This window comes from Knoellia altitudinis (assembly GCF_042666355.1).
Taxonomy (GTDB): Bacteria; Actinomycetota; Actinomycetes; order Actinomycetales; family Dermatophilaceae; genus Knoellia; species Knoellia altitudinis.
Genome location: NZ_JBHTDK010000002.1, coordinates 320,292 through 340,319, shown reverse-complemented (window position 1 = coordinate 340,319; position 20,028 = coordinate 320,292). Strand labels below are relative to the sequence as shown.

At 70.5% G+C, this 20,028-nt stretch carries 17 protein-coding genes and 1 tRNA gene; 4 read left to right on the top strand and 14 right to left on the bottom strand.

The annotated features are described in order from the left end of the window. Positions 1–1,980: an acyl-CoA dehydrogenase family protein gene (locus ACFQW8_RS16350; RefSeq protein ID WP_380089203.1), complete on the top strand. Its 1,980-nt coding sequence runs from the start codon at positions 1–3 to the stop codon at positions 1,978–1,980. Beyond that, a complete protein-coding gene (locus tag ACFQW8_RS16345; protein WP_380089202.1) occupies positions 1,977–2,609 on the top strand; it encodes a class I SAM-dependent methyltransferase in 633 nt (210 codons plus the stop codon). The genes ACFQW8_RS16350 and ACFQW8_RS16345 overlap by 4 nt, the downstream gene beginning before the upstream one ends. A gap of 68 nt (positions 2,610–2,677) precedes the next feature. On the opposite strand, the gene ACFQW8_RS16340 is transcribed toward ACFQW8_RS16345, so the two are convergent. The 14 genes from ACFQW8_RS16340 to kdpF all read right to left on the bottom strand — a co-directional run bounded on the left by ACFQW8_RS16340 (position 2,678) and on the right by kdpF (position 17,763). After that, on the bottom strand, positions 2,678–3,493 hold the full coding sequence (locus tag ACFQW8_RS16340; protein WP_380089200.1) for a hypothetical protein: 816 nt from the start codon (positions 3,491–3,493) through the stop codon (positions 2,678–2,680). 154 nt (positions 3,494–3,647) lie between these two features. Next, positions 3,648–4,772 carry an NAD(P)/FAD-dependent oxidoreductase gene (locus ACFQW8_RS16335; protein WP_380089199.1) on the bottom strand — a complete coding sequence of 375 codons (1,125 nt, stop codon included), beginning with the start codon at positions 4,770–4,772 and terminating at the stop codon, positions 3,648–3,650. Continuing rightward, the gene (locus ACFQW8_RS16330) at positions 4,769–6,052 is read right to left on the bottom strand and encodes a class I SAM-dependent methyltransferase (protein WP_380089198.1); all 1,284 of its coding nucleotides are present in this window, start codon (positions 6,050–6,052) and stop codon (positions 4,769–4,771) included. The genes ACFQW8_RS16335 and ACFQW8_RS16330 overlap by 4 nt, the downstream gene beginning before the upstream one ends. Continuing rightward, on the bottom strand, positions 6,049–7,440 hold the full coding sequence (locus tag ACFQW8_RS16325; protein WP_380089196.1) for an FAD-binding oxidoreductase: 1,392 nt from the start codon (positions 7,438–7,440) through the stop codon (positions 6,049–6,051). The genes ACFQW8_RS16330 and ACFQW8_RS16325 overlap by 4 nt, the downstream gene beginning before the upstream one ends. 194 nt (positions 7,441–7,634) lie before the next feature. Further along, positions 7,635–7,708, bottom strand: a tRNA-Val gene (locus ACFQW8_RS16320). Positions 7,709–7,797: 89 nt separating this feature from the next. Further along, complete coding sequence (locus ACFQW8_RS16315; protein WP_380089194.1) at positions 7,798–8,262, bottom strand: TIGR02611 family protein; 465 nt, start codon at positions 8,260–8,262, stop codon at positions 7,798–7,800. Then, positions 8,259–9,107 (bottom strand): aminotransferase class IV, encoded by an 849-nt coding sequence (locus tag ACFQW8_RS16310; RefSeq protein ID WP_380089192.1) that lies wholly within the window; start codon positions 9,105–9,107, stop codon positions 8,259–8,261. Before ACFQW8_RS16310 ends, ACFQW8_RS16315 begins: the two co-directional genes overlap by 4 nt. After that, positions 9,104–10,153, bottom strand: a complete 1,050-nt coding sequence (locus ACFQW8_RS16305; RefSeq protein WP_380089190.1) for a chorismate-binding protein — start codon at positions 10,151–10,153, stop codon at positions 9,104–9,106. Before ACFQW8_RS16305 ends, ACFQW8_RS16310 begins: the two co-directional genes overlap by 4 nt. A gap of 10 nt (positions 10,154–10,163) precedes the next feature. Continuing rightward, the gene (locus ACFQW8_RS16300) at positions 10,164–10,874 is read right to left on the bottom strand and encodes a response regulator transcription factor (RefSeq protein ID WP_380089189.1); all 711 of its coding nucleotides are present in this window, start codon (positions 10,872–10,874) and stop codon (positions 10,164–10,166) included. Beyond that, positions 10,871–13,408 (bottom strand): DUF4118 domain-containing protein, encoded by a 2,538-nt coding sequence (locus ACFQW8_RS16295; protein ID WP_380089188.1) that lies wholly within the window; start codon positions 13,406–13,408, stop codon positions 10,871–10,873. Before ACFQW8_RS16295 ends, ACFQW8_RS16300 begins: the two co-directional genes overlap by 4 nt. After that, a complete protein-coding gene (gene kdpC, locus ACFQW8_RS16290; protein ID WP_380089186.1) occupies positions 13,405–13,986 on the bottom strand; it encodes a K(+)-transporting ATPase subunit C in 582 nt (193 codons plus the stop codon). The genes ACFQW8_RS16295 and kdpC overlap by 4 nt, the downstream gene beginning before the upstream one ends. A gap of 5 nt (positions 13,987–13,991) precedes the next feature. Continuing rightward, positions 13,992–16,019: a potassium-transporting ATPase subunit KdpB gene (gene kdpB, locus ACFQW8_RS16285; RefSeq protein WP_380089185.1), complete on the bottom strand. Its 2,028-nt coding sequence runs from the start codon at positions 16,017–16,019 to the stop codon at positions 13,992–13,994. Further along, positions 16,016–17,665, bottom strand: a complete 1,650-nt coding sequence (gene kdpA, locus ACFQW8_RS16280; RefSeq protein ID WP_380089184.1) for a potassium-transporting ATPase subunit KdpA — start codon at positions 17,663–17,665, stop codon at positions 16,016–16,018. Before kdpA ends, kdpB begins: the two co-directional genes overlap by 4 nt. Beyond that, the gene (kdpF, locus tag ACFQW8_RS16275; RefSeq protein ID WP_380089182.1) at positions 17,665–17,763 is read right to left on the bottom strand and encodes a K(+)-transporting ATPase subunit F; all 99 of its coding nucleotides are present in this window, start codon (positions 17,761–17,763) and stop codon (positions 17,665–17,667) included. The genes kdpA and kdpF overlap by 1 nt, the downstream gene beginning before the upstream one ends. A gap of 85 nt (positions 17,764–17,848) precedes the next feature. Here kdpF and ACFQW8_RS16270 point away from each other — a divergent pair, with 85 nt between their 5' ends. Together ACFQW8_RS16270 and ACFQW8_RS16265 are read left to right on the top strand one after the other, a co-directional pair. After that, positions 17,849–18,883, top strand: coding sequence for a class I adenylate-forming enzyme family protein (locus tag ACFQW8_RS16270; RefSeq protein ID WP_380089180.1), 1,035 nt, complete (start codon positions 17,849–17,851; stop codon positions 18,881–18,883). Further along, positions 18,880–20,019, top strand: a complete 1,140-nt coding sequence (locus ACFQW8_RS16265) for a thiolase family protein (RefSeq protein WP_380089178.1) — start codon at positions 18,880–18,882, stop codon at positions 20,017–20,019. The genes ACFQW8_RS16270 and ACFQW8_RS16265 overlap by 4 nt, the downstream gene beginning before the upstream one ends. Positions 20,020–20,028: the final 9 nt, after the last annotated feature.

Below are 20,028 nucleotides of genomic sequence, written 5' to 3'. Positions count from 1 at the left end.
GTGGACGACCTCACCCCCGAGCTCACCCGGATCCTCGACGGACGATGGGGTGATGTGCGCCGCCGCCTGCGCGAGCACGAGGACGCCTCGCGCTTCGCTCCCCCGAGCGAGCAGCTGTCGTCGCAGGAGCACCGCCGCCACACGACGCGCCAGCTGCTGGCGCTCACCCACGAGGACTTCGCCAGCGCCGGTCTGGCCAAGGGCATGGGCGGCTCCGGGAACTTCGGTGCCTCGGTGACGGCGTTCGAGATGCTCGGCCACGGCGACCTCTCACTCCTGGTCAAGGCCGGGGTCCAGTTCGGCCTGTTCGGTGGGGCGCTCGCCAACCTGGGCACCCAGCGGCACCACACGGCATACGTGCCGGGAATGCTCGACGGCACCCTGCTGGGCTGCTTCGCCATGACCGAGACCGGGCACGGCTCCAACGTGCAGCACCTCGAGACGACGGCGACGCACGACCCCACCACCGACGAGCTCGTCATCGACTCCCCCACCCCGGGCGCGCAGAAGAACTACATCGGCAACGCCGCGCGCGACGGCCGGATGGCGGCCGTGTTCGCCCAGCTGGTCACCGCCGACGGCGAGTCGCACGGCGTGCACTGCGTGCTGGTGCCCATCCGCGACACGAGCGGACGTCCGATGCCCGGCGTGACGATCGGCGACTGCGGCGCCAAGGGCGGCCTCCCGGGCGTCGACAACGGCACGCTGGAGTTCGACCGGGTTCGTGTCCCCCGGTGGAACCTCCTCAACCGCTACGGCGACATCACGGCTGACGGCACCTACACCTCGCCCATCGACAACTCGTCCCGTCGGTTCTTCACGATGCTCGGCACGCTCGTCCGCGGCCGCGTGTCGGTCGCCGGTGGAGCCGGCGCCGCAACCCGGTCGGCGCTCACGCTGGCCACGCGGTATGCCTTGCACCGGCGACAGTTCGCAGCGCCCGGCGGCGACGAGGAGCTGACCCTCATGAGCTACCGCGCGCACCAGCGCAAGCTGCTTCCGGCCATCGCTCGCAGCTATGCGCTGATGCTCGCCCAGAACGACCTCGTGGCGATGATGCACGAGGTGGCCGGCCACGAGGGAGACGCTCCCGAGGAGCGGCAGCGCGAGCTCGAGGCCCGAGCCGCCGGCATCAAGGTGGCCGCGACCCGGCACGCCACCGACGCCATCCAGATGTGCCGCGAGGCGTGTGGCGGCGCGGGCTACCTGGCCGACAACCGGCTCACCTCGCTCAAGGCGGACACCGACGTCTTCACGACCTTCGAGGGAGACAACACCGTCCTGCTCCAGCTCGTCGCCAAGGGTCTGCTCACCGAGTTCCAGGAGACGTTCGAGGACAACTCACCACTGGCGATGATCGCGTTCGCGTCTCGCTTCACGGCCTCGTCGATCCTCGAGAAGACCCCGGCCGCCGGGCTCATCTCCAAGCTCATGTCGCGGGCCCCGAGCAGCGACGAGGACGGCGCCGAGCGCCACCGCGGTCGTCAGGTCGCGCTCTTCGTCGACCGAGAGAAGCATCTCCTCGAGGGCGTCGCCCTCCGGCTGGCCAAGGCGGCGAAGGCCCAGCCGGCCGACGCCTTCCGGATCTTCAACAACGCCCAGGACCACCTCTTGACGGCCGCCGAGGCGCACATCGACCGGGTCCTGCTCGAGGCACTGTGCGCGGCGGTCGAGGAGTGCGAGGAGGGGCCGGCCAAGGAGCTCCTCGACGACGTCACCGACCTCTTCGCGCTCTCGACGATCGAGTCCCACCGGGGTTGGTACCTCGAGCACGGGCGGCTCACCCCGGTGCACTCCAAGGCCGTCATCCGCGACGTGGGAGTGCTCTGCAAGAACCTCGCCCCGCACGCCCGCACGCTCGTCGACGCGTTCGCCATCCCCGACGCCTGGTTGGGCGCGCCACAGCTGCTCGAGCCGCTGCCGTCGGCCCACCCCGCGACACGTGAGCGCGTCACCGACACCGCCGAGAGCACCGCGTGAGCGACATTCCGCCGAGCCGGTGGGCGTTGGGTGGGCAGGCCACTCGGGGCTACGGTCCGCGTTTCGCCGAGCTCGTCGCGCGAGGCGACGACGTGGATGGTGAGGCGCGACTCGCCGACGCCCTCTGTCGGAGGCGTGCTCGCATCCTCGATGCGGGCGCGGGCATGGGTCGGGTCACCGCAGCGTTGCGCGCCCGGGGCCACGACGTCACCGGCATCGAGCCGGACCGCAGCCTCGTGGACCAGGCCGAGACCACCTATCCGGGCATCGGGCTGCTCCCTCTCGACATCCTCGAGCTCTCCCCTGCGGTGCTCGAAGCGCATGGCTGCCCAGCGGCACACGATCTCGTCGTCGCTGTCGGCAACGTCTTCGTCCTGCTCGCCGAGGACACCGAACGCCGCGCCCTGACGACCCTCGGCAGCCTCCTGGCGCCGGGAGGACGGATGCTCGTCGGCTTCCACCTCACGGCAGGGCCGGCCGGCAGCCGCACCTACCCGCCGGAGGAGTTCGTGGCCGACGTCGAGGCGGCGGGCCTGAGGGTGGACCTGCGTGCGGGCAGCTATGAGCTCCATCCCGCGAATGCGGAGTATGCCGTGTGGCTGCTCAGCCGGGACGTCACCACCGGCTGAGCACGCCGTGCGCGCCAACGGACGGCCCGCGTGCCGGTCGCGCACGGGCCGTCCGTCCTCCTGCTCGCTCAGCAGGTGAGGCTGAGGAAGAAGTAGTCGTCGACGTAGGCGTTCGAGGTGTTGCTGATGCCCACCTTGACCTTGTTGCCGCCGTAGCTCGAGTGGTTGTCGGGCGACGGGTCGGTGTTGGAGCCCCAGATGAGGCTGCTCGCCGTCGCTGCGCACTTCGAGACGGTGCGGTCGAAGACGACGTCGTAGTTGCCGGTGCTCGTCTTGGTGACGGACACCACGCCCGAGGCGATCCCGTCGTAGATCGTGCCGCTGGGTGAGACCGCCACGTAGGCCGGCTTGGTGTAGTAGCCGGCGACGTCGGCGAACACGTTGGCCCGTCCGGTGACGCGCAGGTTGAACTGCTCGGAGGCGTTGACGGGCAGGGTGACCATGTTGGCGATCGCTGCGCTGCCGAAGTTGAGCAGTGAGGCGAGCGGCACCGGCTGACCCGTCGCCCAGCCCTGGACGTAGCCACCCGGGGCGACCGGGACCGCACCGAGGTTGACCTGGATGGCCTCGGCGTTCGTCGGGATGCCACAGCCCGCAGCGTTGCCGCCCTGGGCCGCGAGGGCTGAGCTGGAGCGGAAGGTGCGGGTGGCGTTCTGGAGGGCGCCACCGCCATAGCGGGTGTCGAGGATGCGGCATGGTGCGACCGCGTGGAAGACGAAGTCGGACCCCGGCGCGCCGGGCGGCACGATCGACTCGAGCAGGGCGGCGCTCGGGACCGGGTTCGGCGGTGCCTCGGACTTCGCAGCGGCGCCGCCGGCCGCGATGAGGGTCGCTGCCACGCCGATCAGGGCGACACGACGGGTTCTGCTGATGAGCTTGTTCATGGTGACTCTCCCGTGAGATCTGCCCGGCCTTCCCGACCGAGTCAACGGGGAGGAGTCCACCGGAGGCGTCCAGATACATCCGCGGGCATGTTCGTGCTGTGGGGATCTCCACTGCGTCACCAGCACCCAGCCTCCGCGAGTGCGCTGTGCGGCGTCAGCTGTCCGAGGGCGGTCCCTGGCCGACGCTGGCGCGCATCTCGTCGGACGCGTCCCAGTCGTTGGCCTGCATCGCCGCGACGACCACGTCGTCCTTGACCCACCAGGCGCGGAACGCCCCACTGAAGTCGCCACGCGTCTGCACGCGGTCGTAGCCCTCGGGTCCCACGCTGCCGAAGTACTCCATCCCGAGGTCGTACTGGTCGGTGAAGAAGTAGGGCAGCTTCGCATAGGACTCGGCGGCGCCGAGGATCGTGGCGGCCGCCGCCTTGCCCTGCCCGATCGCGTTGTCCCAGTGCTCCACTCGCACACGCCGACCGAGCACCGGGTGCTGCTGGCTCGCGATGTCACCGATGGCGAGGATGCGCTCGTCCGAGGTGCGCAACAGCTCGTCGACGAGCACGCCGTCGTCGACCTCCAGGCCCGCGGCCGACGCCAGTGACGTCCGGGGCGAGACGCCGATGCCGACCACGACGAGGTCGGCCTCGGCCAGATCCTCCGAGGTCACCGGGGCGCCCAGCCGCAGGTCCACGTCGTGCGCCCGGTGCAGGTCGGCGAAGTGCTGGGCGACCTCAGGACCGAGCACCGCCAGCAGCGGCAGGGACTCCGTCTCGTGGACGGTCACCGCAGCGCCGGCAGAGCGGGCGGCCGCCGCCACCTCCAGCCCGATCCAGCCAGCGCCGATGACGGCGACCCTGGTGTCCTGGGTGAGAGCCGCCTTGAGGGCAACGGAGTCCTCCATGGTGCGCAGGTAGTGCACGGGCCGTCCGGACTCGTCGGCCAGCCTGAGACGCCTCGGCTCGGATCCGGTCGCGAGCACGAGCCATTCGTAGGGCTGCTCACCCGTGGTCGTGACGACGCGTCGACCAGCGAGGTCGATGGACTGCACCTCGGTGCCCGTGCGCACGTCGATGTCGTGCTCTCGCCACCACGCCTCGTCGTGGACGTAGGCCGAGTCGACCTCCTTGTCGCCGAGCAGGACAGCCTTGCTCAGCGGCGGACGCTCGTAGGGCAGATGGTCCTCCGCCCCCAGGACGACGATCTCGCCGTCGTGGCCACGGTCTCGCAGGGCCTGCGCCGTCGTCGCTCCCGCGAGGCCGGCTCCGACGATGACGACGGTCATGCCGACCACCACGGGCGCAGCGGAAGGCCGGGGAGGCGGGTCTGGTCCAGCCGGGTGGCGAGCACCTGGTGCAGCTGGACGACGTTGCGCTCGAAGCCACGCCGGGAGCCGGCAAGATAGAGGCCCCAGACCTTGGCCGTGGCCTCACCGACCTCGTCGACACACTCGTTCCAGTGCTCGACGAGGTTCTCGCACCAGCCGGCGAGCGTCAGGGCGTAGTGCTCGCGCAGGTTCTCCTCGTGCAGCACCTCGAACCCGGTGTCCTGCATCGCGGTGACGATGCGCCCGGAGCCGGTGAGCTCGCCGTCGGGGAAGATGTAGCGGTCGATGAAGGGACCCACGCTCCTGGGCCTGTTGTCCGGTCGGGTGATGCAGTGGTTGAGCACGAGTCCGCCCTCCTTGACGTGGTCGAGCATCCACTCGAAGTACGCCGGATAGTTGCGCACGCCGATGTGCTCGGTGATGCCGATCGACGAGATCGCGTCGAAGCCGGACTCGGCGACGGCCCGATAGTCCTCGAACCTCACCGAGGCGAGATCCCCCAGACCCTCACGCTCGATCGCCTCCTGGGCCCACGTCGCCTGCTCCCGCGACAGGGTGACTCCGATGGCCTGCACACCTCGACGCGCGGCATACCTGACCATCCCGCCCCAGCCGCAGCCGATGTCGAGGAGGCGCTGGCCGGGCTGGAGTGCGAGCTTGTCGAAGACGAGGCGGTACTTGTTCTCCTGGGCCGCGTCGAGGTCGGTGTCCTGCTCGGGGAAGACGGCACACGTGTAGGCCATCGACGGACCGAGGACCAGCTCGTAGAAGCGGTTCGAGACGTCGTAGTGGTGGTGGATGGCCTCCTTGTCCCGGGTGAACGAGTGACGCAGCCCCTCGGTGGCGCGCCGCCACCGAGGCAGCGCCTCCTGTGGAGGCGGCGGGGGCGGCGTGAGGCCACGCGGCCCGAGCACCCGGGCGAGGTCGAGGAGCAGTCGGGGGTCGGGGCGACGGAAGTGCAGCCGCTCGAGGTCGACGAGCGCCTCGTAGGGGTTGCCCGGGTGCACGCCCTCGACGACGAGGTCACCGGTCGTGTAGGCGCGAGCCATCCCGAGGTCCCCCGGGGCGGTGGCGAGGTAGGACACGGCGCGATGGTTCGCGATGTGGAGTGCACGCGGAGCGCTGTCCGGTCCGGTCTTCGAACCGTCGTATGCCGTGATGCGCAGTGGAAGGGGTCCCGCCACTGCTGCGTCGACGAGCTCGGCGATCGTCCGGGTCTCACGGGTCGTGCTGCTCATGCGTGGTGCACCGCCTTGTCATAGAGGTCAGGGAAACGTCCGAGAGGGTCATGGAGGGACTTGAGGGCGGCATACGCATCGCCGCCGTAGAGGGCGTCGAAGTCCTCACGGGAGTAGTAGGAGTCGGAGTAGAGGGACTTGTGTCCGTCGAGCTCGCCGACCCGACGCTCGATGGCCCGGTTGGTCACACCGGGCTCCCCGCCGGGGACGGTGGACCAGAAGCCGACGTTGACGTAGGTGTGGTGGGGGCGAAGGGGGTAGAGGTCCCAGGTGCTGTCGCCGCGAAGCCTCAACGGGCACAACCAGATCGGCTCGATCGGCACCTCTTGGAGGAACCAGTGGAGGAACTCGGCGGTGTGCTCGAGTGGCAGCTCGACGTCCTGGACGACCCGCTCTCTCGGGGGGTTGCCCCTGCGGGCCTCGAGACGGTCGGAGAGGCCATGGCGCTGGTCGAGGGCGACGAGCTTCCAGTAGATGCTGGAGCGTCGCCAGCGACTCGGCCAGAGCCGACGGATGCGGGGGTTCTGGGCGCCGAAGGCCCGCGAGCACCAGAACCAGTCGGTGTCCCAGCGCCAGAAGTAGTCGTGCGTCGTGAGCAGGTCGCGCCTCGGCGCTGCCTCGTCGTGCTGGATCGAGCGGTAGAAGATCTGCTGGCCGGTGTAGTCGCTCGCAACAGTCGGCCCGCCGCGCACCGGCTCGTCGACCTGCCGGCCCAGGGTGAGGTAGGCCTCGTCGCGAGTGAACACGACACCGTCGAGGTAGTCGACCCGTTCACCGTCGTGGGTCCCCGACCCGACGATGGCGTCGATGCCGGCGCACAGGCTCTCGAGGTCGTGGAAACGGACATGGCGCAGGGCCACGAACTGATTCACCGGCTCGAGCTCGATGCGCAGGCGGGTGGCGTAGCCGAGCGAGCCGTAGGAGTTGGGGAAGCCGCGGAAGAGGTCGGCGTGCTCGTTGTCCGGGCGGGCGGTGACGATCTCGCCGGTGCCGGTGAGGATGTCGAGCTCGACGACCGACTCGTGCGGCAGTCCGTTGCGGAAGGACGACGCCTCGATGCCGAGTCCGGTCACGGCACCTCCGAGGGTGATGGTGCGCAGCTGCGGCACGACGAGCGGAGCGAGCCCGAGAGGCAGCGTTGCGGCGACGAGGTCCTCGTAGGTGCACATCCCGTCGACGTCCGCCGTCCTGGCTCCGACGTCGACGACGCGCACGCCGGTCAGCCCGGAGGTGTCGAGGCCGCGGGTCGTGGAGCGCGTGCGCTCCCGGAACAGGTTGGAGGTGCGCTTGGCCAGACGCACGCGCTTGCTCGGCGGAATGGCGGCAAAGCTGTCGAGCAGCCGTCGCTCCCCGTCGGCGTGTGTGGAAACCGGGAGGGTTCGCTCCATGTTGCGCACGCTACGCCTGAGCTGTGACTCCCGCCGCGCGATTTCCTGCTTTGGAACTGGACAGCTTGTCGGGCAGGGCTCTGACGTGCGGGTATGCCGTTCGGCGGGTTTCTCATGCCCGTCCCGGGCGAGTCGCCGGACGGCCGAGGATGCCGTGGCGAGCGGTCGCACCAGCGCCGACCCGGTCTTGAGAGTGGACGTGAAGGGACTCGAACCCCTGACCTCTCGCGTGTGAGGCGAGCGCTCTAACCAGCTGAGCTACACGTCCGGCACCCGCCGGGAAGCGGGCGGACCGAGAATACCCGGCGCCCCTCCCCCGGCGAAATCAGGGTGCCAAGCGCCCGATCGCGAGGCTGCTCAGATCCGGGCGGTGGTCCGCATCCAGCTCTCGAGCCCGTCGGGGAAGAACCCTGGGATCCCGGAGAAGTGGAAGGTCAGCCACAGCACGGTGGCGATGAAGACGAGGCCGACGACGCCGACGAGACCCTTGACGAAGAGGTTCTGGCGCTTGACCCACTCCTCCCACATGCGGAGGTTCTTCTTGACGAACTCGAGGACACGTTGGGCCCTCTCGAACTCGGTCGCCCAGATCGCAAGGCCGGCGATGACGATGAGCCACCCCGGCCCGGGGAACGGGATGAGCGCAAGGCCGACGACCACGATGAGGAGTCCGGCGATGAAGACCCCGATGCGATAGACCTTTGCCGTCGTCGGGTTCGCCCTGAGCCTGCGACGCCAGGCCCAGTCGTCCTCCGGGGCGTCGGCATGCTGCTCGGCCCCCACGTCCTCTCGCGCCTCGCCAGCGGGAGGCGGCACACTCACGGGTCCATCCCGAGGTCGGCCTCGGCAGTGCGCCACACGTCGACGGCTCGCGCGGTCACGGGTCCTGGCGCGACGAGTCGGCGCTCGTCGACGAGGTGCACCCCCTGCACGTCGCGGGATGAGTTGGTGATGATGACCTCGTCGGCGGTCTGCAGCACCTCGAAGGGCAGCCTCTCCTCGACGACCTCGAGACCGGCGTCACGGCACCACTGGATCGTGAGCTCACGGGTGATGCCGGCGAGGCAGCCACTGTCCAGGGGCGGTGTGCGCAGCACCCCGTCGGTCACGACGAAGACGTTGGAGGCGGTGCCCTCGCACAGCTCGCCGCGCGTGTTGGCGAGCAGTGCCTCCTCGGCGCCGAGCGAGCGGGCGTGTGTGACGGCGATGACGTTCTCGGCATAGGAGGTGGTCTTGAGGCCGACCGTCGCGGCTCGCTCGTTGCGCACCCACGGGACGGTGACGACGGCCGCGGAGGGGGCGTGGGCCGCCGACTCCGTGGCGGCGACGATGATCGTGGCCGGCGACTCGTTGCGGTCCGAACCCAGTGGCCCCGCTCCCCCGGTCACGGTGATGCGCACCCGCCCGAACGCGATGGCCTCGCCCGTGGACAGCACGGCCTCGACGCCCTCACGCACGCGGTCCTCGTCCACCGGCGGAAGGCCGAGCCCCGAGAGGGTGCGTCCGAGACGGCGCAGGTGCCGCGTCATCGCGAACGCCTCGCCGCGCACGATCTTGCACGTCTCGAAGGCCCCGTCCCCAACCGTCACGCCATGGTCCAGCGCGCGCACCGACGGCGCCTCCGCATCGACGACCTGGCCATCGACCCACACCCGCACTGCGTTCATGGTCCAACCATCCCAGATGTGCCTCCGGCCAGAGACACCAGACGCGCCGCCTTGAGCTCTGTCTCGCGCAGCTCCCCCTGTGGATCCGACCCCCAGGTGATCCCGGCCCCCGTGCCGAACCGCAGCCTCCGCTGGCCCGACTCGTCACGATCCACCCAGAACGTGCGGATCCCCACGGCCAGCAGCGCCTCGTCTCGGTCGGCGTCGATCCACCCGATCGCGCCGCAGTAGGGCCCCCGCTCGACGGGCTCGAGGTCCGAGATCGTCTGCAGCGCCGTGTGCTTCGGGGTCCCCGAGACCGACCCGGGCGGGAACGAGGCATCGAGCAGCTCGCGCCACGTCGCGCCCTCCCGCAGCTCCCCCGTCACGTCCGACACGAGGTGCACCAGCCCCGGATGCTGCTCCATCCGGCACAGGTGGTCGACACGGACGGTGCCCGGACGGCATACGTGCTGGAGGTCGTTGCGGACGAGGTCCACGATCATGACGTTCTCGGCGAAGTCCTTGGGCAACATCTCACTGGCGGTCGCGGCCGTGCCCTTGATGGGACTCGACGTCACGGTGGCACCGCGCCGCACGAGGTAGGCCTCCGGCGACGCGCACGCGATCTCGAGCCCTGCCTCGGGGATGTCGATCGTCGCGGCATACGGAGCCGGGTTGCCCTGTGCGAGAACATCGCCCAGAGTCCGGATGCCGAGCTCGCCGACGTCGGTGCTCAGCACGCGACAGAGGTTGACCTGGTAGACGGTGCCGCGCGCGATCCGCTCGCGGATCTCCTGGACACCTTCGACGTATGCCGTGTCGTCCAGGCTGCTCGTCCACTCGCCTCCCACGCCCGGCCAGGCAGCGCCGGCCGCCATCGCGTTCGGCTCGTCGTGGCGCGCACGGGAGACCTCGGACATGCGGACAGCGGTGAGCTCGCCCTCGAAGGTGACGGTGACGGTCCAGAAGCCGGAGGTGAGGTCGTCGATGTCGTGGGTGACGACGTCGACGCCACTGCACTCGATGGCTCCCCCGTCGAGGGAGCTGAACCTCGCCCATGCCACGGCGTCGATGCTAGGCGCCGTCCGGGGCATCGGCGGGCAGGTCGTCCATCAGCCGGTAGCCCTGGCCCGGTTCGGTGACGAGGTAGCGCGGGTCGGACGGATCGGGCTCGAGCTTGCGGCGCAGCTGGTTGGCGTAGACGCGCAGGTAGTTGGACTCGCGCCCGTAGTGCGGACCCCAGACCTCACGCAGCAGGTCCCGCTGGGGCACGAGGTGACCCGCGTGGCGAGCCAGCACCTCGAGGAGGCTCCACTCGGTCGGCGTGAGCCGGACGACCTCGGAGCCGACGCTCGCCCGACGCTCCGTGAAGTCGAGGGCGAAGTGGTCCGTGACGAACGGGTCCAGCGCCGGCGTGCGTTCGTCCTGGGTGCGGCGCAGGGCCACCCGGATCCGCGCCAGGAGCTCGTCGACCGCGAAGGGCTTGGTGACGTAGTCGTCGGCGCCGAGGTCGAGCGCCTCGACCTTGTCGATGGAGTCGGCGCGCGCCGAGAGGACGATGACCGGGACCTGCCACCCCTCCCGGATGCCGCGCAGCACGTCGACGCCGTCGATGTCGGGCAGTCCGAGGTCGAGGATGACGAGGTCAGGTGTCTGGTCGTGGACGGCCTGGAGGGCCGAGCGGCCGTCGCCTGCGGTCTCGACCTCGTAGTCGCGGGCACGCAGGTTGATGGCGAGGGTTCGCACGAGGTGGGGTTCGTCGTCGACCACGAGGATCCGGCTCACGACCACGTCTCGCGTTCGGCGACGTCTGGGGCTCCGTGACCCACCGGGTCGGCACGGGGCAGCTCGAGGACGATGGTGAGGCCGCCGCCGGGGGTGTCCTCGGCCGAGATCGTCCCGTTCATGGCGTCCATGAGACCACGCGCCACCGCGAGACCGAGGCCGACGCCATTGCCGCGGGGCGCGTCGCCGAACCGCTGGAACGGCGCGAAGATCGTCTCCTTGGCCGCTCGCGGCACGCCGGGACCACGGTCCACGATGCGCAGCTGCACCCGGTCCGACAGGGCCGCGCCGGTGACGACGACCTCGCCGGCCCAGTGCCTCTGGGCGTTCTCGAGGACGTTGGCGAGGACCCGTTCGAGCAGGCCGCGATCGGCGACCACGGGCGGCACGGCGGACGACATCGTCGACCGGACCACTCCCGTGGTGGTGAGACCGGCACTGACGTCCTCGACGACCTCTCGCAGGGACAGTCGCTCCGGGCGAGGCGTCACGGCTCCACCCTGGAGCCGGGACAGGTCGAGCAGGTTGGCCACGAGGCCCGTGAGCCGGTCGGCGGACTGCTCGATGCTCTCGAGGAGGTCGGCCCGGTCGGCGTCGCTGAACGACACGTCCTGCGCCCGCAGGCTGGAGGCACCTGCCTTGATCGCCGCCAAGGGGGTGCGAAGGTCGTGCGAGACCGCTGCCAGCAGGGCCGTGCGCGAGCGGTTGTCCTTGGCCAGCGCCTTGGCCCTGGCCGCCTCGCGGAGGAGCTCGGCCCGGTGCAGGACCGCGCCGGCGCGCGCCGTGAAGGCGGAGACGAGGCGTCGGTCGTCGGCCGTGAGCACCCGACCGGACAGCACCAGGCTGCGCTCGTCGTCGATGCTCGCCTGCACCGACGCGTCCCTCACCTGGGAGACGTCGAACCCCTCGGTGGCGCCCAGCACGGCCCACTCCTCGCGCACGCTCGCGCGGGACACGACCGCGGCGGAGTCGAGGCCGAAGAACTCCACCGCCTGGAGGAGGAGCGCCTGGAGCTGGTCCTCCTCCCCCAGCAACGACTCGGCAGACGAGGCCAGCGCGGCCGCCTCGCGCTGGGCGGCTCGCGCGGCAGCGGCCCGACGCACGCTGAGGTGCACGACCGACGAGACCGCGATCGCGACCCCGAGGAAGACGGAGAGTGCCACGAGGTTCTGCGGGTCCGAGATCGTCAGCGTGTGACGCGGCTCCGTGAAGAACCAGTTGATGAGCAGGCTCGACGCACCGGCGGTCACGAGGGCCGGCCACAGGCCGCCCACCAGTGCCGTGCACACGGTCAGGAGGAGGAAGAGCTGCACCTCGAGCGGCAGGTCGTGCCACTGGCCGGTGAGGTCGAGCAGCCAGGTCAGGAGCACCGGCCCGAGCAGCGCCATCACCCAGCCGGCCGCAGTGCGTCGTCGACCGAGCTCGGGGCCGATGCGCAGCGGAGCCTTCACGGATCTCGTCCAGTCATGGCTCACGAGCTGCACGTCGATGTCGCCGGAGTCCGCGACCACCTGCTGGCCGACGCCCGGGCTGAGGAGCTCCTGCCACCGCTTGCGCCGGGACGCACCGATGACGACCTGTCGTGCGTTGACCCCCCGCGCGAAGGCCAGCAGCGCGTCGGCGGTGTCGTCGCCGCGCACCGTCTGGAAGGTCCCGCCGAGCTCGCTCGTGAGACGGCGCAACGCCTCCACCTCGTCGATCTCGGCGGCCACGAGCCCGTCCGAGGCCGTGACGTGGACGGCGATCAGCTCGCCACCGGAACCTCGAGAGGCGATCTGCGCGCCGCGACGCAGCAACGTCCGGCCCTCGGGGCCTCCCGTGAGCGCGACGACGACCCGTTCGCGGGTGGGCCACGACTCGGTGATGCCCTGGGCCGCGCGGTAGCGGGTCAGACCCTCCTCCACCCGGTCCGCGACCCACAGCAGCGACAGCTCACGCAGGGCCGAGAGGTTGCCGACCCGGAAGTACTGGGCCAGGGCTCCGTCGACCTTCTCGGCGGCATACACGTTGCCGTGTGCGAGTCGGCGTCGCAACGCCTCCGGTGACATGTCCACGAGCTCGACCTGGTCCGCTCCGCGGACGAACTCGTCCGGAACCGTCTCGAGCTGGCGCACCCCGGTGATCGACTCGACCACGTCGTTGAGCGACTCGAGGTGCTGGATGTTGACGGTGGAGATGACGTCGATGCCGGCCTCCAGGATCTCGTCGACGTCCTGCCACCGCTTCCCGTGCGGCGCGCCCGGTGCGTTGGTGTGGGCGAGCTCGTCCACGAGCACGACCTCCGGCCGTCGGTTCACCACCGCCTCCACGTCGAGCTCGGTGAGGACGACGCCGCGGTGCTCGACCCGGCGCAGAGGCAGCGCCTCGATGCCCTCGGCCATCGACGCCGTGAACGCTCGCCCGTGGCTCTCGCAGACACCGATGACGACGTCCGTGCCCCGGTCGATGCGGCGCTGTGCCTCCGACAGCATGGCGACGGTCTTGCCCACACCGGGAGCGCTCCCGAGGTAGACCCGTAGCGCGCCTCTCGTCATGGCTTGATTGTGCCCGGCCTCTTCAGGTCCCGGAGCGCGAGGTTGAGCTCGAGCACGTTGACGCGAGGTTCGCCCAGGAAGCCCAGCTGCCGGCCAGCAGTGTGGTCCTCGACGAGCCGGGCCACCACCGAGCGGTCGAGGCCCGCCGCGGCCGCGACGCGAGTGACCTGTGCCTTCGCGAACGCCGGGCTGATGTGCGGGTCCAGACCGCTGGCCGAGGCGGTCAGCGCATCGCCTGTGGGTTCGCCTACGGCGATCTCGGCGTATGCCGCACGCCGCTCGGCGACCGCTGTGGCCTGGTCCTGTGACGACTCGGCGAGGTTGGATCCGCCACTGACCCCGCCGGCATACTCGTTCACCGACGGTCGCGGGTGGAACAGGGCCGGGTCGGTGACCGCCTGCCCGAGCAGGCTGGATCCGATCACCTGCCCGTCACGGGTGGTGAGGGAGCCATCGGCCTGGTCGCGGGCGACGCCGCGGACCAGCCCCCACACGAGGGCGGGATAGAGCACGCCGAGGACGAGCGTGAGGACGAGCATCATGCGCAGGGCGGCGAGGAGCTGACGGACGAAAGGCATGGCGGTCACGACATTCCGGGGAGCAGGGAGACGACGAGGTCGATGAGCTTGATGCCGAGAAACGGCACGATGACGCCGCCCAGGCCATAGACGAGCAGGTTGCGGCGCAGCAGGGCTGCCGCGCTTGCGGGGCGATAGCGAACGCCTCTGAGCGCCAACGGAATCAGCGCGAGGATGATGAGCGCGTTGAAGATCACGGCCGAGAGCATGGCGCTCTTGGGAGAGCCCAGGTCCATGATGTCGAGGGCATCCAGACCGGGGAAGAGAACGACGAACATCGCCGGGATGATCGCGAAGTACTTCGCGATGTCGTTCGCGATCGAGAAGGTCGTGAGGGCGCCACGGGTGATGAGCAGCTGCTTGCCGATCTCGACGATCTCGATGAGCTTCGTCGGGTCCGAGTCGAGGTCGACCATGTTGCCCGCCTCCTTGGCCGCCGACGTCCCGGTGTTCATCGCCACGCCCACGTCGGCCTGCGCCAGCGCGGGTGCGTCGTTGGTGCCGTCGCCGGTCATGGCGACGAGCCGGCCCCCCTCCTGTTCGCTGCGGATGAGCCGCAGCTTGTCCTCGGGGCTGGCCTCGGCGAGGAAGTCGTCGACACCGGACTCGCGGGCGATGGCCGCGGCCGTGCGCGGGTTGTCGCCGGTGATCATGACCGTGCGGATGCCCATGGCGCGCAACATGTCGAAGCGCTCCTTCATCCCGGGCTTGACGACGTCCTTGAGGTGGATGACGCCCACGGCCTTGGCGCCCTCGCCCGGCGAGACGCTCGCGATGACCAGGGGCGTGCCCCCGGACTCGGCGATCCGCGCGACGAGCTCGTCCACGACCGGTGGCACGACGCCACCCTCGGACGCGACCCACGCCGCCACTGCTGACCCGGCACCCTTGCGGATGCGCGTGCCGTCGGGCAGGTCGACGCCACTCATGCGGGTGGTGGCGCTGAACTCGTGGACGACCGCGCCCTGGCGGCTGAGCGACTCGGCGCTGCGGTCGTCGTCGATGCCGCCCAGCAAGCGGCTCAGCGTGACGATGGATCGCCCCTCGGGCGTGAGGTCGGCGAGCGAGGACAGGTATGCCGTCTGCGCGAGCGAGCTGCCTCCCTCGCCTCCCTCGACGGGCAGGATCTCGTGCGCCTGCCGGTTGCCGAAGGTGACCGTGCCCGTCTTGTCGAGGAGCAGGGTGGAGACGTCGCCGGCCGCCTCGACGGCACGGCCGGACATCGCGAGGACGTTGCGCTGCACGAGACGGTCCATGCCGGCGATCCCGATGGCGGACAACAGGGCTCCGATCGTCGTCGGGATGAGGCAGACGAGCAGGGCGATGAGCACGATGACCGGCTGGAGCTCGCCCGAGTAGGCCGCGAACGGCTGGATGGCCATGACGCTGGCCAGGAAGATGACGGTCAGCGTCGTGAGCAGGATCGTCAGGGCCACCTCGTTGGGCGTCTTCTGCCGGTCTGCACCCTCGACGAGGGCGATCATCCGGTCGATGAAGCTCTCCCCCGGCTTCGTGGTGATGCGCACGACGATGCGGTCGGACAGCACGGTCGTGCCGCCGGTCACCGCGCTCCGGTCGCCACCGGACTCGCGGATGACCGGCGCGGACTCGCCGGTGATGGCCGACTCGTCGACCGTGGCGACACCCTCGACGACGTCGCCGTCGCCGGGGATGACCTCCCCCGCCTCGACGACCACCTCGTCGCCGATGCGGAGCTCGCTGCCCGGCACGCTCTCCTCACCGGAGCGCGTGAGCCGGCGGGCGACAGCGTCCCGTTTCGAGGCCCGCAGGCTCGCTGCCTGCGCCTTGCCGCGGCCCTCCGCGACAGCCTCTGCCGCATTGGCAAAGAGCACTGTCGCCCAGAGCCACCCGGCGATCGACCACGCAAAGATGCTGGGGTCGACGAGGGCCAGTGCCGTCGTGAGGACCGATCCGATCCACACGACGAAGATCACCGGGGATCGCCACACGTGTCGTGGGTCGAGCTTCACCAGGGCCTGTGGAGCGACAGCGGCGATGGTTGAGGTGTTCATGCGAGTGCCTCCGCGAGGGGACCGAGTGCGAGAGCCGGGAAGAAGGTGAGCCCGGCGAGGATGAGGGCGATGCCGATGAGCAGTCCGACGAAGAGCGGCGTGTGCGTGGGCATGGTTCCCGCCGTGTCGGGGCGCTTCCTCTGCTCGACGAGAAGGCCGGCGAGACGGAGCACGAGCAGCATCGGGAGGAAGCGCCCGAGGAGCATGCACACTGCGAGCGTGAGGTTGTACCAGGGGTTGTCAGCACCCAGGCCCGCGAAGGCACTGCCGTTGTTGTTGGCTGCGGACGCGTAGGCGTAGAGCACTTCGGTCAGGCCGTGCGGTCCGCTGGCGGTCATCGTCTCGCGCGGCCCGGCCATCGCCAGCGACGCACCGGTGAAGCCGAGGACGAGCACCGGCATGACGAGCGAGTAGAGCGCGGCGAAGGTGATCTCGCGGCGACCGATCGTCTTGCCGAGGTATTCGGGGGTCCGGCCCACCATGAGGCCCGCGACGAACACGGACAGGATCGCGATGACGAGGATCCCGTAGAGCCCGGATCCCACACCACCGGGCGAGACCTCCCCGAGCAGCATGTTGCCGAGGACGACGCCACCGCCCAGCGGGCTGTAGCTCTCGTGCAGCGAGTTGACCGCGCCCGTCGACGTTCCCGTCGTGGAAGCTGCGAAGAGGGTCGAGCTCCAGAGGCCGAAGCGCACCTCCTTGCCCTCCATCGATCCCGCGGGACCCGAGGCTGCACTCAGCTCGGCCCATGTGGTGAGGGCGACACTGCCGAGCCAGAGGGTGCAGGCGAAGGCGGTGAGGGCCCACCCCTGACGTCGGTCGCCCACGACGATCCCGAAGGTGCGCGTCAGCGCGAAGGGGATGAGCAGCATGAGGAAGATCTGGACGAGGTTGGTGAAGGCGGTGGGGTTCTCGAAGGGGTGCGCGGAGTTGGCGTTGAAGTAGCCGCCGCCGTTGGTGCCGAGCTGCTTGATGGCCTCCTGGGAGGCGACGAGGCCACCGCGAATGACCTGTTCGGCACCGTCAAGGCCGGACACGGTCATGGGGGACCGCAGGTTCTGGATGACCCCACCGACCATGAGCACCGCGGCACCCAAGAACGCGCCCGGCAGCAGCACGCGGACCACGACGCGAGTGACGTCGACCCAGAAGTTGCCGATCGTCTGCGCGCTCGAGCGGGCGATGGCTCGCATCAGGGCGCCCACGACGGCGATGCCGACGGCAGCGGAGACGAAGTTCTGGACGGCGAGACCCACGGTCTGGACGAGCGGACCGACACCCACCTCGCCGGCATACGACTGCCAGTTCGTGTTGGTCACGAACGACATGGCGGTGTTGAGGGCCGTGTGCCAGAACATGCCGTCGGTTCCCTGCGACAGGGGCAGACGACCCTGGCTCGTGATGAGCGCGAAGAGCAGTGCGATCCCGGTGAGAGAAAACGCGATGACGCTCACGGCATACGACTTCCAGCTCTGTTCCGCGTCAGCGTCGACGCGCACGAGGCGATGCACGATCCGCTCGACCCGCCAGTGCGCGGTGTCCGTGAGCGTCGTCGCCAGCCACGCGCCGAGCGGGAGCCCCACGGCGGCGAGCATGGCGATGAGCACGCCGAGAGTGAGCAGTCCGCTCACGGTGTCACCCATCAGAACTTGTCCGGTCGGATGAGGGCGTACACGAGGTAGGCCAGGACTGCGATGCCGGCGACTGCGCCGATGAGGTTCTCGATCACCTCTGCAGTCAACGACTGCGCGCGGGGACATCACGCGCCCTTGACGAGTCCCTGACAGTCCCTGACGCGTTCTTGACGGATGTGAGAGCGTGGCGCCGTGCGTGACACTCCGGCCCGGGCCGCCCTCCGCGAGATGGGGGTGCTCCAAGAGGCCCATGGCCGCGCGTGGCTCGAGCTGAGCACGTCCGGGACGACAGCGGCGGCTCGCACGGTGCACCGCTCACTGGCGTCGTGGGAGGCGAGCTTCGACCACGTCAGCCGGCTGACCGGGACGGTGGCGACAGACCGGGTGCTCGTGCCGGCGCCGCCGAGCGGGTCGATGTTCGCGTTCGCCCGTGCGCATCTGGCCCACGTCGGCGCGGAGGCCGTGAACCTGCCCCGGTGGAGCCTGCGCGACGCCGAGTCGGCGCTGGCCACGTGCACGCTCGCGCACCTCACACCGGCGATGCTCGCCGGCCTGCTCGCCCGTGACCTCGGCCGGCTGCGCACCGTCGTCTGTGCCGGCGCCGCACTGCCCGAGGCCGTGCGACGGCGTGCCGAGGCGGCCGGGGTGCACGTCGTCGACTACTACGGAGCCGCGGAGCTCAGCTTTGTGGCGATGCGGGTCGAGGGTCGGCTGGACCCCTTCCCCGAGGTCGAGGTGGGGGTGCGCGACGGAGTGGTCTGGGCGCGAAGCCCATGGCTCGCCGACGGGTATGCACCCGGGCAGTGGGGTCCCCTGGTCCGTGACGCCGACGGCTGGGCAACCGTCGGTGACCGAGGGCGTCTCGACGACGACCTCGGGCTCGTCGTCCTCGGTCGCGGCGACGACGCCGTGACGACAGGGGGCGCGACGGTGTTGTGCGCCGATGTGGAAGCCGCTGTCCTCGCCCTCCCGGGGATCAGCGCGGCTGTGGCCGTCGGCTCGCCCCATGCCGAGCTGGGCGAGCTGCTCGAGGTCGTCGTCCTCGGCGCCCGCCCCCTCGACCTCGACGAGCTGCGTTCCCGCACAGCCGAGCTCGTGACACGAACGCACGTTCCTCGACGCTGGCACGTCTGGACCGAGCTGCCCCTGACAGCGGCCGGCAAGGTCGACCGCGCGGAGGTTCGCAGCCGCCTCGCGGCCGAGCGTGCCATGGAGCCCACGGCGTGATCGACGACCGGACCCCCGTCATCGTCGCCGCACGACGCACCCCCATCGGCACCGCCGGGCTCGCCCTGCGCGACGTCGACGTCATCGGCCTGGCCGCTCCCACCCTGCGAGCCACCGCCGCCGACGCCGGGCTCACCGCACCCGCGCACGTCGTCCTGGGCAACTGCATGGGACCGGGTGGCAACGTCGCGCGCGTCGCTACCCTGGCGGCCGGGTTCGACGTCGCGACGCCCGCCATGACCGTCGACCTGCAGTGCGGGAGCGGGCTGGCCGCCCTCACCACGGCGTGTGCGCTCGTCCGCTCCGGCTCCGTCGAGACTGCGCTCGCCGGTGGCGCTGAGAGCGCCAGCACGGCGCCATGGCGCTTCTGGCCCGCCGCTGATGACGCTGTGCCGCAGCGCTATTCGCGCGCACCCTTTGCGCCGACGGAGTTCGGCGACCCCGAGATGGGCGCCGCCGCCGACGACGTCGCTCGCCGCTGGGGCATCACGCGTGAACGACAGGACGCGTATGCCGTCCGCTCCCACTCCCGCGCGGCCGCGGCCCGCGCTGCCGGCCGCTTCGACGACGAGCTCGTGCCGCTTCCCCAGCTGTCGGCTGACCAACGCGTCCGCACCAGCCTTCGCCTCCAGACCCTCGCCCGACTCCCCTCAGCCTTCACGGTCGGGGGCACCGTCACTGCGGGCAACGCCTGCGGGATCAACGACGGTGCCGCCACGGTCGTGCTGGTGACCGAGGCACAGCGGCGGGCGGACGGCATACCGGGTCTTGCCTGCATCGACTGGGCAACGACCGGTTCGGACCCCAACCTCCCGGGGGTCGGGCCGGTGCCAGCCGTGCGAGACCTGCTGCGCCGCAACGGTGTGGGGCTCGACGACGTGGGGGTGGTCGAGGTCAACGAGGCCTTCGCCGCCCAGGTGCTGGCGTGCTGCGACGAGCTCGGGCTCGACGACGAACGGGTGTGCGTCGAGGGTGGCGCTCTCGCGCTGGGCCATCCGTGGGCTGCGTCCGGTGCCGTGCTGGCAGTCCGGCTGTTCAGCCAGATGGTCCGCCACGACGGCCCCGAGCTGGGGCTCGCGACCATCGCCGTCGGCGGCGGCCAGGGCGTCGCCCTGTTGGTCCAGCGTGTCGGCTGACGGAATGGG